The organism is Brucella tritici (genome assembly GCF_008932285.1).
Lineage (GTDB): Bacteria > Pseudomonadota > Alphaproteobacteria > Rhizobiales > Rhizobiaceae > Brucella > Brucella tritici.
Window position 1 is genome coordinate 163,672 of sequence record NZ_WBVY01000004.1, and the last position, 14,893, is coordinate 178,564.

A 14,893-nucleotide genomic window follows, 5' to 3' on the forward strand; every position below is an offset into this window, starting at 1 on the left:
GATGATCTTCGCTCTTAACATCAAAGCGTCTATGAAAACTTACAAACTACCGGTGAACCTTTACCCCAACCGCCCAAGCGCCGGGAAATTCTCAAGCAGCCAGAACGAGAAGGATTGCATGCCACCAGTCAGGAACAAGACGCCTGCCGCAACCAGAAGCGCGCCCATCGCTTTTTCCACCTTGCCGAGATGCACCCGGAACCGCGAAAGAAACCGCATGAATGCGCCGGAAAAAAGGGCAGCAATCAAAAACGGAATGCCAAGACCAAGCGAATAGGTCGCCAACAATAACGCGCCCTCGCCAACTGTGCTGCTGCCGCCTGCCAGCGTCAGAATTGGTCCAAGAACAGGCCCGATGCAGGGCGTCCAGCCAAAGGCGAATGCCAGCCCCATGACATAGGCCCCAAGCGGCGATGCAGGGGCATTGCGTGCCTGAAACCGCGCTTCGCGGGAGAGGAACGACAGACGCAGAATACCAAGGAAATTCAGTCCCATCAAAATGATGACGACACCAGCGACGATTGCGATCTCCTGCTGCCATGCGCGCAGGAAGGCGCCAATGGAAGACGCTCCGGCACCCAGCGCCACGAAAACCGTCGTGAAACCGAGAACGAAGCAAATTGCCGCAAATGCCAAGGAACGGCGCGCAGAAGGTGCTGCCGCGACGGTTGTCGCCTTCTCTGCACGAAAATCTTCAACGCTCACACCCGCCATATAACACAGATAGGGCGGCACCAGCGGAAGGACGCAGGGAGACAGAAACGACAACGCACCGGCTCCGGCTGCGGTCATATATGAAATATCGAGCACCAATACCTCTTTCAATCTATCAAATCACTTGCGGTCTGGCCCAACCGCAGGCTTATATAGACCAACTTCTGCTCTACTTAGAATATTTTCAATGCGGCATCTCGCTCGAACACAAGTTCGCCCTAAATCGAGATCATTGCGCGATTTATAATATATTGCTCCAACCGGACGACGTTCCTATGAGCCTTATTGATGATGAAGTGCCTTCAACACCATCTGCGACGTCGACAAGACATTCGGGCTGGTTCAAACGCTACCAACATTTCCTGTTTCCGGTAGCGGGCATCGCGATTGCGTTGCTGGCGATCTATGTGCTGGAGAATCTACTTCAGCACACGTCTCGCACGGAAACGCTTGCAGCCTTTCACAACATTTCATGGATGACGCTTGGCCTGGCTGTGTTCTTCACGGCGGTGAGCTATGCAGCCGTCGCTCTCTATGACGTTGTGGCAGTGGATACGATTGCGCCCAACCAGATACCGCGCCGCATTGCCGCCGTGGCCGGTGCAGCCGGTTACGCCATCTCCAACGCGCTCGGCTTTTCCCTCCTGACCGGAGGTGCTCTGCGTTATCGCATCTATGCTGCGGAAGGCGTCAGTCTAGCCGATATCGGCAAGATCGTTGGAACATCGTGGTTCGCCATCTGGTTCGCGCTGATTATCATGGTCGGTGCGGCACTTCTCATCGATCCGCAGGATGTTCCATGGCTCTCCGCCATCGATTCCCGCATAGATATTGTCGCTGGCATCGCCATTCTGGGCGGTATCGGCTGGCTGATCTACTGGTTGTCGCATGAACAGCGCAGCTTCACGATAGGCTCGTTCAGCTTGCGCCTGCCGAATTCCAAAGGCGCGCTGACCCAGATATTTGCCGGACTGGTGGATGTGGGCGCTGCAGCCGCTACTCTTTATGTTCTGATGCCTGCCGATGCAGTGCCAAGCTTTGCAGTCTTCGCACTGGTTTATGTGATCGCCATTGTGCTGGGTATCGCCAGTCATGCCCCAGGTGGTCTCGGAGCTTTTGAGGCGACGATCATTGCGGGCCTTGGCCTGGGCGGAAAACCGGATGCTGTTGCAGGCCTTCTCGCATATCGGCTTGTCTATACGGTAATGCCGCTTGTTGTGGCGGCGGCAGGCATTCTCATATGGGAGATCATGCGACGCCGCCATATGCTCGGCAAACAGGCGCGCTTCGCCAAACGTCTGGTGGAACCGCTTATCCCGAGTCTTTCTGCCAGTATCATCTTTCTTGGCGGCATCATTCTTCTCATTTCCGGTGCGACGCCGGACCTTCGCTACCGCGTGGAGGTCCTCTCCGACATCGTTCCTGAATCTCTCATGGAGATGTCGCATCTTGCTGCCAGCCTCGTCGGCGTCGCGCTGCTCATTGTAGCGCGTGGCCTGTCGAAGCGGCTTGCGCGAGCCTGGGTGGCCGCCTTAATCCTTCTCCTCAGTGGCGCTGCCTTTTCCCTGGTGAAGGGTCTCGACTGGGAAGAAGCAACCATTCTCTGCATTTTCGCCTTCACGCTCTGGGGGTTCCGGGATTCATTCTATCGACGACCCATTTCCGGGCCGTTCGACTTGAGCTGGAACTGGATTGCGACCGTCGGTACAACCGTCCTCGTTTCCACGTGGCTTGGCTTTTTCGTCTACCGGCATGTGGAATATTCCAACGATCTCTGGTGGGATTTCGCTTGGAACGGCAACGCGCCCCGCTTCTTGCGGGCGACTGTGCTTGTCTTTGCCGTGGTCGCCGCAGCAGGCCTCTATTCGCTTATCAACCGAGCTGGACACCGCAAGCGGAAGGTGGATTATTCCATACCCGATGCCGTGCCCGATCTGGTTGCTCAATGGCCGCACACGGATGCCGCTCTGGCGCTGCTCGGCGACAAGCAGTTCCTTCTCGCCCCGGACAACAGCGCCTTCATCATGTATGCGCAATCCGGTGGGAGCCTGATTGCACTTGGGGAGCCCATTGGCAACGAACAGACGGGCAAGGAGCTTGCATGGTCATTTCATGCGCTGGCTGACAAGCTTGCCTTGCGGACCGTATTCTACGGCGTCGGCCCGCAAAGCCTGCCGCTGTTTCTGGATATGGGGCTGGTCGCCCTGAAGCTTGGTGAAGTCGCTCGCGTCGACCTCACCACTTTCTCTCTTGATGGCCCACGTCGCCAGCCATTCCGCTACGCCGACCGCAAGATCGACAAGGACGGCCTGACGTTTGAAATCATACCGGCAGCCGATGTTCCTCCGCTCATTTCTCGTTTACGCGAGATTTCGGACGCCTGGCTCGATTTCAAGTCGGGCAGCGAAAAGGGCTTTTCGCTGGGTTACTTCGACGACGAATATATGAAACGTTTCGATGTCGCTGTCCTGAAAAGTGACGGAGAAATTGTGGCCTTCGCCAATATGTGGCGCGGCGCGGATAAATACGAAATCACCGTCGACCTGATGCGCTATATGCCGAATGTGCATAAACTCCTGATGGACGCGCTGTTTGCAAAGCTGCTGATGGCCAGCAAGGAAGAAGGCTACAAGTGGTTCAATCTTGGCGCCGCACCGCTTTCCGGCCTGAGCGGCAGCAGGCTGGCATCCCGTTGGAACCGTTTCGGTTCCTTCATCTACAAGCGCGGAGCCGACCTCTATCACTTTGACGGACTGAAAGCCTTCAAGGAAAAATTCGATCCAGTCTGGACCCCGCATTACATGGTTTGCCCGGGTGGCCTCGAAACCCCTCGCGCCCTTCTTGATGCCACAACCCTTATCAATGGCAGCCCATTGGAGTTCATCCGCAAATGACGAAAAAACGCGTTCTCTTTACTGTGTTAGGGCTGGTGCTGGTGGCTGCGGCGGGTGTTTACGGCGCGATGCACACCGGTAAAATTGCAAGGCTCTGGACGAAAATCACAGATTCCGACGAACCGGTTATCCATGCAAGCGCTGAAAGACTGTCCAATATTCCGGTCTATATGCCGAAGAATGACCCCATCGGCCTTGCGATTCTGCTGAGCGACGACAGCGGCATCGGTGATCGCGAGAAAAAGTTCATGGATGCCATGCTCGCCCAGAACATGATTGTTCTGCCCGTCGAGCTTGGCCCATGGCGCGCCGCGCTCGATAAGGAGGACGGCGAGTGCAATTATCTGGACTCCGATTTCGAAGCCATCGCCAAGGAAGCCTTGCGCGGGCTTGATCTAGGCGTCTATTTTCATCCTGTCCTTACAGGTATCGGACAGGGAGGCACTATCGCTTACGCGGCTGCCTCGGATTCACCGGATGCGACCATTGCTGGTGCCGTGTCGCTTGATCCTGTTCCGGCCAAGACCCGTCTGCCTTCGTGCACGGAGAAGGCCGATGCAACCAAGGCTCCCGACGGTGGCTTCATCTATGGCTTCAATGCCGCCATTCCGGCCCCTGCCCTTGTGATCAGCCCCGCCGGATCGCCAACAAACAATCCGGTTACGGCCCGTCAGGAAAATTTCGCCGTGCTCCAATCCGCGCCCGAGTTTCCGGCGCGTCTGAAAATGGCCGTCGACAATGTCGTTGCCATGGCGGATCAGGATGCCAAGAATGAAGCTCTGCCTATCGTAGACCTTCCCGCAAAGGGCGGGAAAGCCGAAATGGTTGCGGTTTTCTATTCGGGCGATGGTGGCTGGCGCGATCTCGACAAATCGATCGGTGAATGGCTGCAGGCTCATGGCGTTCACGTCATTGGCGTCGATTCGCTGCGCTATTTCTGGTCGGAGCGAACGCCGGAAGAAATAGCCAATGACACGACGGCCATGATCAAGAAGGCTGACCCGACGAACAAATTGCCGGTTGCAGTATTGGGTTACTCGTTCGGTGCCGATACATTCCCCTTTGCTTGGAAATATCTCGACCCCGCCATACAGGACCGGACGAAGATGATCGGGCTTCTCGGTGTCGAAACGACGACGACGTTTCAGGTATCCATTGAGGGCTGGCTTGGAATGGATGGCGACAAGGATGTTGTTCCGGCCATTTCGACCATTCCGCTTAACCGGGTGGTTTGTGTTTACGGCGAAGAAGAAGAAGATACCGCCTGCACTGCTGCCGAACTGAAAGGCATGGAAGTCATGAAACTGGCAGGCGGTCATCACTTCGATGAAAACTATGAGCCGATTGCCGCCAGCCTGCTTGAAAAGATGCGCGCCCGCGCCGGGTTGCCACCACGGCCAGCCAGTTGACAGCTAGGCTGTGCCCATGGGCAGGAAGGCGACACACGCGGTAGTGTGGTGGATTTGAAGTTCCTGTCATTTGCATGGCATCATCGTCCAGGAACTTCAAATCCGTAAACCACACTAGATTCATTGAGTTCCTAGTGTGGCGACGAAATAAGGTTGCCCCGCGTCAAAGATGAGGCCGCAATGAAACGCGGAAAGAGAGGGCACGTTGTGATGGGTTTTGGTGAGCGCGCAGGGATTCGAACCCTGGACCTACTGATTAAAAGTCTCACCGCATATCCAATTAAAACAATTCCCTAACTGGTTTTGCCCTGTAAAATGCAACCGGAAAAAGTCTAATTGAATCAGTGTGCCTCAAAGGCGATTGTAAAAAATAGAAGGCGCTTTTTGTGGCGTCTGGTTTCTTCTGGCTAGCACAGCGCAATATGAAAGCATAGTGATGAATTAAGATGACCGGTTACACGACGACATATGGCCAGCTTTGGTTCTGCCGTGCTCATAAACAGGAAGGCGAGGACGCTCTGGCTGGCAAAAAGAAATAAGCCATGACGGAGCGCCCGTTGGAATTACCTGCCGGTCTTGCAATTCAAACCGGTGCGGCAGTGCGTATTTGGCTTCCAACTAGCCATTGCGGAAGCGGTCGAGGCGCCTGCTAGAAGAATGGCCATAGCGATAATCGCGAATTTCATATTGCCCTCCAATCAAGCCTTCCTTCTTCGGAAGGTTGGAGAACATTCAACCAATAGGGTCGAAGATGAAATACGGCATCCGTCGTAGATCGGCACGGCTAGACGGCGCAGAAGAAGATAACGCCCGAATTGCCAAAGCCGTTGCGAAATAAATATTATCAGACCATTAGAATCGCAGTTAGACTTTCTTATCCTGCGCCAATACGGCTAGCACCTGATCCAGCCGCTTATTTGTCTCTTTCAACCCTTCTCTGGTTTCGTCTCGCATTTCTTTCATGCCCTCCCGCAATTGCTTCACATGGTCGTCAAGATCTACCCGGCGCACATATTCATCCCTGACACGGTTCACACGGTCATGAAGTTGATCGTCTCCGGCTTTTTGAGAACTGGAAAGTGACCGAAAGGCCGCTATCAGTGCACCGCTGAAAAAGACAATCAGAGTGACCGCCGTTCCCATGAGCCATTTCAAGTCTTCTGACATCACCAGCAGCCTCGCGATTTCCCAAATGCATTATGAGAAGCGATCCCCTGCCCAGCTTGGATATCGTTTCCTGCGAGATAGACAGCCGTCAACGGTTTAAGGCCGATTGGCTTCCACCCGGCGCAATTCGTTGCATTGCTCTGGCAAGCCGCCAAGCTCAAGGCAGAGAGCAACAGCATCCATACCGATAATCTTTTCATCGATGTTTGTCCTTTTCTGTATGGCTTTTGCCGTCGCTTCTGCCGCTGCCACAGCCGCCCGCTGACGCTCTTTGATGGTTCCGGCGACGTATCCACCCACCAGAAGCAGAAACGCCGCCAGAACGGCAGCGAGCGCGGTTTTTGCCCATGTCGTGACCATATCCCAGAGCGCGGTCATAGCGCATCGACCAGCTTTTCAAGCTTGGCCCTCGCCTGCGGCATGGTGAAGATTGCGTATCCGGCAATGAGGATGATTGCTGCCACAATGACCAACTGCACTTTCCAATCCACAAACGGCATTACTGCCGCACCGCCACCCGATCCAAACCAAGTCCAGAAGCGAGACGATTTCGAGATGGGCTTTTCCTCAACAGGTGCTGGAACTACTTCGGTAGCGGGTGCCGTCACCACCTGATCGACGCCATAACCTTCGGCAAGCAAGGCTTTGTCATATTGCTTGGCATACCCGGCGATCAGTTCCGCCCTGTCCGTGCCGTTGACGATCCGGCGGGCATTCTTGAAGTCGGACTTCTGCAAGGTGATGTAGTCGGAGAGCTTCTTGCCGGTGAACCATCCCTCGGACATTCCGGCAATGATGATCGGTGCGGCATACTCTGGCTTCAGGAGAAGTTCTGGCTTCGAAACGAAGTCAATACCCAGAATTCTGCCAGCCTTTTCATAGTTATTTTTCCACGTGATCTGAACGTATCCGCGTCCGATGTACGGCCAGTATTTCTTCGATCGGAGATACTTTTGTCCGCCCATCTCATTGACCGGCTTCATCGTATGCGCCGTCTCGTGATAGGCGGTAGCCAGCACATACGCCATCTGATTACGCAATAGTCCATGCTTTCGACCCTCCTCAATCAAGAGGCGGGTATCGCCAAGGTGCATATCCAAGGTGATTTCCTTTCGGCAAAGAAAAAGCCGCCTCTAGGGCGGCAGCGTAGCGTTTTATTTACGCCTTTCGGTTGCAATGAATGACCGAGCATCATACAAGCGCGAAATTGCAACTGATTGAGACGACGATGACCCGTGAAGTGAAAACTGCGAAGGACGCCAGAAACGATCAAAATCACGAAGATGGTTCGTTTCTGCCTTATGACCCATGGGAAACACGCTTCAAGGATGAAAAGAGGCGTATAGGAACAGCGGAGTAGGTTTAGTCAGCGAATGCCGCGTCAATCTGGGCTTCCGTTGTGATACTTCCACCTTCGATCGCGGCCAGCACTTGTGCTTCGGTTGCGAAACAATACGACACATGTGCAAGCACCGCATCGCTGATCGCAATAACAGCATTGGCATCGAGCGGAACGAATTCGCCGCCAGCCCCTTTCCACGCCGTCGTGAATTCTGGATTGGCCATCGCAGCCACCCGCGCCCCGGAAATCATGGTCTTTGATCGATCATCTGTAGCGACAGTCAGGCCATTGATCTCAATCCCGCCGACTTCCTTTTCCCAACGTTTGGCGGCTGCATATTCCTGCAACGTCATGCCGGGATGGTTGACTTGTGGTTCTCCATTCTCAACCGGAACAACTTTTGTCGGCGCGTCCAAGCCGTAAGCCGCATAATGCATCGGATAGCCCTTCTTCCCGACGCGAGCGGTATCAATGACAGTTTCCGTAGCTGACATTATGCATCCTCCTTTTCGAACTCAGGCACGAACCGGCCATTGCTGTCTGTATTCGGGTCAAGGTCAGATTTTACAAACGGGTCATTGCGTTCTGCGATCACAACCCACGACACCAGATCGGTGCAGTTCTCATCCTCGCAGATGATTTCGAACGAACCGCCGTTGATCGGCCCCGGCTTCAACCGCGCAAAACCGTCCTGATTTTGCAGACTGGTAACAACCGCGTTGGTGGTGAGAGCGGCGAATGTACCGGAGGTCATATTGCTGGCAGCGTCGATATCGACCGTGGCGCGACCATCGACTAGCTGGACCGTCCCGCGATAGATGAGGTCGTATCGAGGTGCTTCCACGAAGCCATGGCGAAGGTTCTTGTTGAACGGATCAAGCGGGTGATCGATATAAAAAGTGCCGCCACCCTTCGAAATCGTGCCACTGAACGCAACGTTCCCGTTTGCGAGAAAGCTAACAGGCGTACCAGTGTAAGCGCCTGTACCTCCATCGAAGGTACTCAACGATAGGGCAAAGTTGTTTTCTAAATACCATCCCCATACCGCTAAGCCACCTTGCCACGAGAAGTCAATCATTCCTGACTGATTTGGGTACAACCCAGCGCGAACACGTAATGCTTGTGATATCTGAGGGTTATTTGCCGTAACTTTTTCATCAAGCGCGGTTTGCGTTGCAGCACTGACAGGCAAGCCAGACTTAGCCTGCAAGGTGCCGTCACCCTGCACATATTGCGTATTGTTGCCAGCCGCGAGGGCCAGCAGTGCGCGGCCAAGGGTTCCAAGATCGGACTGCTGGGCGTTGCCGCTGCCATCAGTCGTGATCGCCTTGTTTGCAGCAAGCACCAATTCGGCCAGACTGGCCAAGGTGCCTTTATCGTCTACAGCAATAGGCTGAAGCACGTATTGACCGGCAGGGCCACCGACAGGAGCCTTCCCTTCCTCTACGCCAAGCGCTGCCAGACCGGCCAAGGTGCCGTCACCCAGAAGCTCAATGAGGGTCGCGGCTTGCGTACCTACGCGGGTGCCATCGGCAAGCTGTCGAGCGCGGTATGGCCCATCAACAATGCTTGTGCCGGTCCATGGCTCAGTGAGCGTCAACTGTGTGTCGCTGTCGACACTGGCAATGACAGCCGTGAGGTTCTGGATTTGGAGCGTGTCGCCTTCCCGAAATCGCGTTACCTCGAACAGCGTCCCGGTGCCGGTGACTGTCGCTGAGCCATTGGCAAGCGAAATCGTTCCCGACGTATAGTCGGACAAAACAGCCATAGTTTTTTCCTCCTGAGAAGCGGCCTAGATCGAAGTTGCCGCGAGTACGTAATAACGAGCGCCTACCGGGTCAGGTTGGCTATATTGCCACGCACCTTCTGCGAACTCAGTCGGTCGGCCCGGCGACAGATGGATGACAAGCTGATTGTCGCGAACAACAGTCACCACAGATTGGTTAGATGGCCCCGTTTCAGTGCCGCCCGGTCGCCGTTGCCAATTGCCATATCCCTGTCGAAAGGCATGGGGAAACACTCCGACGATCTTCGGGAACACGAACATATTCGGGGCAGAGAAATTCACGACAGCAGCATGCGTCCCATACATGATGTCGACCCTGTTGCCCGTGCTGAAGTTCGATACCGGGATATAGCCTTCGGCGATCACCTGAAGCATCGGGAACCGGGTATCGAGCAGGATGTCACGCAATGACGGGTTGGTGTCGCTCGATCCGGGCCTTTTCAGTTGAATGTTTCCATTGTCCAAACGACGCTGTGTCAGCGAACCTCCAGTCGTTGGGGCCGACATATCGTTTCCAAAGACGACGTACTTGATCGTTACAGCGTATTGACCGCTGTTGTAGATCGTGATCCCATTTCCGGCGATTGTGTATTCGATGAAATGATTGTTCGTCGCATCGCGATAAACCCTGTCGAACATCGGAACCATGAAGTCACGATCTTCAATTCGGACGATCATATCCACAATCATGCTTGTAGTCATCGTGACGCCAGCCGGGGCGGCAATGAAGGCAGTGCCACCAGCAGCGATTAATCCAGTTTGGCCAGCCAGAATGCACAAGGGCGGATTGCGATCACTGTCTATGATGCGCTGGAAACCGCTCGATGTTGCGGCATCAAAACCGCGCCGACAGATCACGACCTGTGAAGGGCTGATTAAGATAGGATTTTGCCCAGCGACCGGCGTTGCTTGCGGGTTGGGAATGGGTGCATTGTGAGCCGGAAGGGTCCACAGGGCGGTATAAATCTCGTAGTTCTCGTTTCCGCTGATTGGAGTTCTAATACTGCTCAGACTTCGAGCGGATATATTGTTCACATCAAATACATTGCCATACCACTTACCGTAATAGTTGAAGTCAGACCGAATAGAACCGGGAGACGAATAAATCCCATTCGTATAAACAGAATTATTCAAATAGATGACACCATTATGTTGCGCGCCAACATAGTCGATCTTGTTATTGTAATAACACGGCCCCTGCAATCTACCGTTAGGCATTCGCAGGCGTGCTTCAAATATTGGGATAATCCCCTGATTATCATATCGTTCAAGGAACTGGACATATTGGATAACACGGTTTGCTGTAACGCCACTATTCCAACTATGAACGGCTCGCTTGGCGGCACCCACCGAGGGTCCTTCGATTAAGGATATCGTTCCGCTAGGCGCATCGTTATTAATCGTTCCACCGGGGAACGTAGTCTTATTCACGTTATAGACGGCCTGCGGTTCATAAATATACGATACCATCTGGTTTTCGGAGTTGAAGTAAAAGCGATCAAAGGCCGTGTTCGCCACGGCCAGATGATCGTCGGTGTCGTATTTCATGACCTTGAAGAACGGATCGCCACCCGGCTTTTTGCCGTACGCTACATAAACCATCAGACAAAAATCCTGATATCGGCGAAGTTGTCGTAACCGCGCAAGATCAACTTTCCGTTGTTCGACTGCAGAATGTCGAAATTCAAAGTGCCCAGACGGGCATTCTGTATGTAGACCTGCCCATTTTGGACAACAAACGGATAGGTATAGCTTCCGTTATTGTTCGGATCAGCAATGGCGAACTGGTTGGATACGACAATGAACTGGCTTCCCGTCGGAGTGACGTTCACGAACCATCCAGCCTGCTTCCAGGTATCTCCGATACCCAAGCGGGCGAAGGCAGATATCTTCACGGAACTGCCGCCGCTGCCAGCCTGCGCTGTCATGCGCCAAGCTGCGTTAGCCACCGTACCGTCAACAGAAGCGTTGACTTCTGTCAGGGCATTCGAAATGGCCGTGACATCGCCCTCGACACCATCAACGCGGGCCTGCATGAGGTCGATGACGCTTGCACCGTCGCTTGTGAACAGTTGCGCGTTGATCTCGGTCAGTTGCTGTCCGATGGCACTGTTAGGCCCGGTGGCGACAAAGATATCCTGTTTCCACTGAGCCTTTGCAGAGCCGAATGTGCTTGTCAGTTGCTGGCTGAGGCGAAGAACGTTCGAATAGCCCTTCAGTGCGCTGTCGGCTGTGCCGGTAGCGTTTTCCTGAGCCTGCCGGATAAGCTCGCGCCTGTCGTCTGTCATCCAGTTGACAAGGCCCTTCATATCACTGTCCAGCCGTTCATAGTCGACCGGACTATCATCACTGCGAGCGTTAAGCGTGGTGAAGGGTGTTTCAGTTGACCACGCCACAGACCGGCCATTGTCCACACGCAAGCGGGTCCGCACAAACCAGTCAGTAAGCGAAGTCAATCCCTCGACCAGAATAACGTTTGTGACATCCCAAGTGACGAACCGTGTGAACACCTGGCTTGGATCATTTGCTGGCCAATATTCAATGGTCACGCCAATGACAGAAATATCATCGATGTTATCCCATAGCAGGCGGGCAGCCGGGAGTTCGCCCTGTCCATCCGAGACCACAACAAACGGAATGACCTTGAAGTTTTGAACTTCGGCCAGATATTGCGGCGGCGGGACAACGATGATGACCGGTGGATTGGTTTCGTATGCTGTCGGATCGAACACGCCATTGCTGATCTCTTGCAACGCAATCGAGATATCGCGGGCGCCGTCGGTGTTGATCCCGCCAAGCTGGCGCGTCAGCACCTGAAACGTGCGGTCGCCATACTTGGCACTGTTCCAGCGAACCCACCGACCTTCCTTGATCGTGTCGAGGAATTTCGGATGAACGACGATTTCCGCCGACGCCTGATAGCGAGCGCCACGGATGGCGATGTCAGCCAGCCTGTCCACCTGCCGTACATCGGTGACGGCAGCGTAAGGAATGGCACTGGCCAGAGTTTCCCGATCTTCAGCCAGAGCGCCAGCATCGATACGGGTTGCCGCATCCTTGGTCTCGTAGAAATCTTCCGGCGAGACATAGGAAGCCGCGACAGTGTTGATGAGTTCTGTACGCTTGCGTTTCGCGCTGAATCGAAGCGGCGCACCGCGTTTGATATCGTCGTCCGTGATCGTGGCAATGATGGCTTGCGGAGCACCTGCAATCGGAAACTCGCCGTCAACACGTTCCACCCACGATCCGCACATGGCTTCAAGGATCGGCGTCAGATTCGCATCATGGTTTGCGCCGGGGCCGTCCTTGGCAATCGCATGCGCACGATAGCGCTTCGAACCGTCCGGCATGGTTTCATCGCAGATGTTCGCGGCTTGCGTATATTCCGCCAATGGCAGGCGGCTTGCACGAACGGCCTTCCCGACCATTCGCTGGGTGCCATTGAAGAAACCACGTTCCAGATTGTAAATCTGGACGGATGGATTGTCGGAATATTCCCACGTGCTCTGGTCTTCCCAGCGATGCGTGCCCGAACCGCCGACAGTGCTATCCTTGCGCCAGTCGTACAGCGGCGCTCCAACGACTTCGAACAGCAGCTTTGCCGGTGAAGTCAGGCCGTCGCCATTCTTGCGCAGTTCGGAAAACACGATGGCATAGGCAACGCCTGCGCCGCGATGGTTTGCTGTCCATCGGCCAGCCGGACGGGCATTGTTGATCAGCGTCGGCTCTGCCTGCTGATCCATCGTGCCGTAGTAGAACTTGACGCGAACGTTGTCGTGATCGTCTCCGCTCGTGCCTTCGTTTGGAACTAGCCAGTATCCGTCTGCATCCTGCTGCACAAGCGAACGCCACTCACCGTTGTAGCGGACACGAGGCACAGACGTAATACGGAAGCTCGACAGAACGAACACGTCCTGAATGAGACGACCGCCGCTGCCGTAGCTATTGCGATAGATATGGTGGCCTTCGGTGGCACACGTACCGAGAATGACCGAGCGCGGGATATTCGCGCCATACTGAGTTTCCAGTTCGGAAGCGCGGCTTTGTGTTTTCGGAGGGAACAGCGCATTGATGGCATACTTTAGAGCAATGCCAAATGCAGTCTGGGCGATACCGGCGAGGATCGGGCTTGCAGCCGCCCATGCGGCCACACTGGACACAACGCCTCCAATGAAAGCGCCAATAGGTGCTAGAAATGGCATATGGAAGCCTCATGCAAGCGCAACAAAAAAGGCCCGCAGTGGCGGACCTTCAAAGGCGCTGATTGTAGTCGTGGTTAGCTGCCGACCCTGTAGGCCTGCTCGATGTCGGTCACTGGAAAGAATGTGAGCCCGTGCGGTTGTTTGACCGCAAAACCTGACCCACAGATGAAACCGGCAACGTATTCATCATTGATGAGCATCACGCCGACATCACCCCGGCGGGCGGAGAGCCGATTGACTGGTTCAAGCTGGAGGTAGTTTTCAAACACGTCTTTGACGTTCTCGCAGCCATTGGCGCGCATCTTTCGGGCAGCCCCGGCCTCGGTTTTGTACTTGCCTCGAAACTCAGCAAGTGGCTTTTCACCAATAACCGCTTCAATCGCGTCAGCCGCCGTCATCAGGCAGTCTGAAACGCCCCATTCCGGGATGACCGATACGTGAGCGGTTGCAAGGTCTTCAAGTGCCCGATCCCAGCCGATGACCCTAGCCGAACTTGATTTTGAAGTAATCATGTTTGATCCTTGCAGCGTATTCGAAAAGCATGTCGCCGGGTGAAACAAGCTGCTGGTCCTCGTGCGAGGCGTAGCGGAAGCCCTCACGGAAATTGTCGACTGCGCCGGTCTCAATATGGCCTTCGAGCCACATTTCGTCGCTTTCCTCCCGGTGATCGATGGTATCGACATAGCCGTACCAGGTTGGCTCAGCGTGAAGGAAAGCGTTCGTATCCGGGTCGAAATAGAAGTCGTAGAACGTGACAGGGCGGTTCTTGTAGTCTTCCTGTTCGATCAGACCGAGCTTGTCTGGCGTAAGCCCGAAATCAGCAGCGGCAGGTAATCTCATGGTCACTGGCTGGGCTGCGGTGCCGAGCGCGTAAGTCGGCTCATCGATATCGATGATTGTATTGCCATGATACGTCAGACCGCCATAGTCGACGCTGCCCTTACCTGAAAAGAACCCATAAATGCCTGTGCCGAACTCGAACTTCACGGCAGAGGCTATCTTGCCCCTGCCCTCGTTGAGCAATTGCTGTAGACGTGCTGGAAAAGCCATTAGCGCACCAATGGTTGCAACCCACCCTCGACAAAGTCGGCATTATCCGTCTAACTGTCACTGGGCGGGTGATTATGATTATTGATGATTCCGATTACGTATATTCGACGCTGTGCAAAACATTTGAAGACGACAGCGTTACAGTGGATGTAATTGTCTACAAAGAGAATGAGGGATCCAAGTGGCTGCTTTGTCTTGTCGAGCAGGACTGGGGCATAATGCATTGTGACACCCCGTTCGATACCGATAAACAAGCGTTAGACTTCTTTGATTCCGCTGTCTCAGAATTCGGTATCGTTGCCTTAATGGACGGGGAAGTCTTCTAAGTT

Annotated in this window: 14 protein-coding genes; 4 read left to right on the plus strand and 10 right to left on the minus strand. The window is 54.4% G+C overall.

Going from position 1 to position 14,893, the window contains the following annotated elements:
* Positions 1 to 60: 60 nt before the first annotated feature.
* Entirely contained in the window at positions 61 to 810 is a 750-nt protein-coding gene (locus tag F9K94_RS15155) for a cytochrome c biogenesis CcdA family protein (RefSeq protein ID WP_061345405.1), read from the minus strand.
* A 179-nt stretch (positions 811 to 989) separates the two neighbouring features.
* On the opposite strand from F9K94_RS15155, the gene mprF reads away from it, so the two are divergent.
* Both mprF and F9K94_RS15165 read left to right on the plus strand, forming a co-directional pair.
* Positions 990 to 3,608, plus strand: a complete 2,619-nt coding sequence (gene mprF / locus F9K94_RS15160) for a bifunctional lysylphosphatidylglycerol flippase/synthetase MprF (protein WP_192799509.1) — start codon at positions 990 to 992, stop codon at positions 3,606 to 3,608.
* Complete coding sequence (locus F9K94_RS15165; RefSeq protein ID WP_192799510.1) at positions 3,605 to 5,017, plus strand: AcvB/VirJ family lysyl-phosphatidylglycerol hydrolase; 1,413 nt, start codon at positions 3,605 to 3,607, stop codon at positions 5,015 to 5,017. The genes mprF and F9K94_RS15165 overlap by 4 nt, the downstream gene beginning before the upstream one ends.
* Positions 5,018 to 5,881: 864 nt before the next feature.
* Here F9K94_RS15165 and F9K94_RS15170 read toward each other — a convergent pair.
* The 3 genes from F9K94_RS15170 to F9K94_RS15180 all read right to left on the minus strand — a co-directional run bounded on the left by F9K94_RS15170 (position 5,882) and on the right by F9K94_RS15180 (position 7,278).
* Entirely contained in the window at positions 5,882 to 6,184 is a 303-nt protein-coding gene (locus F9K94_RS15170; RefSeq protein ID WP_061345380.1) for a hypothetical protein, read from the minus strand.
* 96 nt (positions 6,185 to 6,280) lie between these two features.
* Positions 6,281 to 6,562, minus strand: a complete 282-nt coding sequence (locus F9K94_RS15175) for a hypothetical protein (RefSeq protein WP_151646607.1) — start codon at positions 6,560 to 6,562, stop codon at positions 6,281 to 6,283.
* Entirely contained in the window at positions 6,559 to 7,278 is a 720-nt protein-coding gene (locus tag F9K94_RS15180) for a glycoside hydrolase family 19 protein (protein ID WP_151647682.1), read from the minus strand. Before F9K94_RS15180 ends, F9K94_RS15175 begins: the two co-directional genes overlap by 4 nt.
* Positions 7,279 to 7,364: 86 nt before the next feature.
* On the opposite strand from F9K94_RS15180, the gene F9K94_RS15185 reads away from it, so the two are divergent.
* A complete protein-coding gene (locus F9K94_RS15185) occupies positions 7,365 to 7,544 on the plus strand; it encodes a hypothetical protein (RefSeq protein ID WP_151646608.1) in 180 nt (59 codons plus the stop codon).
* Between the two features lie 2 nt (positions 7,545 to 7,546).
* Here the strand turns inward: F9K94_RS15185 and F9K94_RS15190 are convergent, their stop codons facing one another.
* The 6 genes from F9K94_RS15190 to F9K94_RS15215 form a co-directional block, all read right to left on the minus strand.
* Entirely contained in the window at positions 7,547 to 8,020 is a 474-nt protein-coding gene (locus F9K94_RS15190) for a DUF4376 domain-containing protein (RefSeq protein WP_151646609.1), read from the minus strand.
* Complete coding sequence (locus tag F9K94_RS24435) at positions 8,020 to 9,294, minus strand: hypothetical protein (RefSeq protein ID WP_192799511.1); 1,275 nt, start codon at positions 9,292 to 9,294, stop codon at positions 8,020 to 8,022. The genes F9K94_RS15190 and F9K94_RS24435 overlap by 1 nt, the downstream gene beginning before the upstream one ends.
* Positions 9,295 to 9,318: 24 nt before the next feature.
* Positions 9,319 to 10,914: a hypothetical protein gene (locus F9K94_RS15200; protein WP_151646610.1), complete on the minus strand. Its 1,596-nt coding sequence runs from the start codon at positions 10,912 to 10,914 to the stop codon at positions 9,319 to 9,321.
* Entirely contained in the window at positions 10,914 to 13,514 is a 2,601-nt protein-coding gene (locus F9K94_RS15205) for a phage tail tip fiber protein (protein WP_151646611.1), read from the minus strand. Before F9K94_RS15205 ends, F9K94_RS15200 begins: the two co-directional genes overlap by 1 nt.
* 74 nt (positions 13,515 to 13,588) lie before the next feature.
* Entirely contained in the window at positions 13,589 to 14,026 is a 438-nt protein-coding gene (locus F9K94_RS15210; protein ID WP_151646613.1) for a DUF6950 family protein, read from the minus strand.
* Entirely contained in the window at positions 13,998 to 14,564 is a 567-nt protein-coding gene (locus F9K94_RS15215; protein ID WP_151646615.1) for a hypothetical protein, read from the minus strand. Before F9K94_RS15215 ends, F9K94_RS15210 begins: the two co-directional genes overlap by 29 nt.
* On the opposite strand from F9K94_RS15215, the gene F9K94_RS15220 reads away from it, so the two are divergent.
* Positions 14,549 to 14,890 carry a hypothetical protein gene (locus F9K94_RS15220; protein ID WP_151646617.1) on the plus strand — a complete coding sequence of 114 codons (342 nt, stop codon included), beginning with the start codon at positions 14,549 to 14,551 and terminating at the stop codon, positions 14,888 to 14,890. The genes F9K94_RS15215 and F9K94_RS15220 overlap by 16 nt on opposite strands.
* Positions 14,891 to 14,893: the final 3 nt, after the last annotated feature.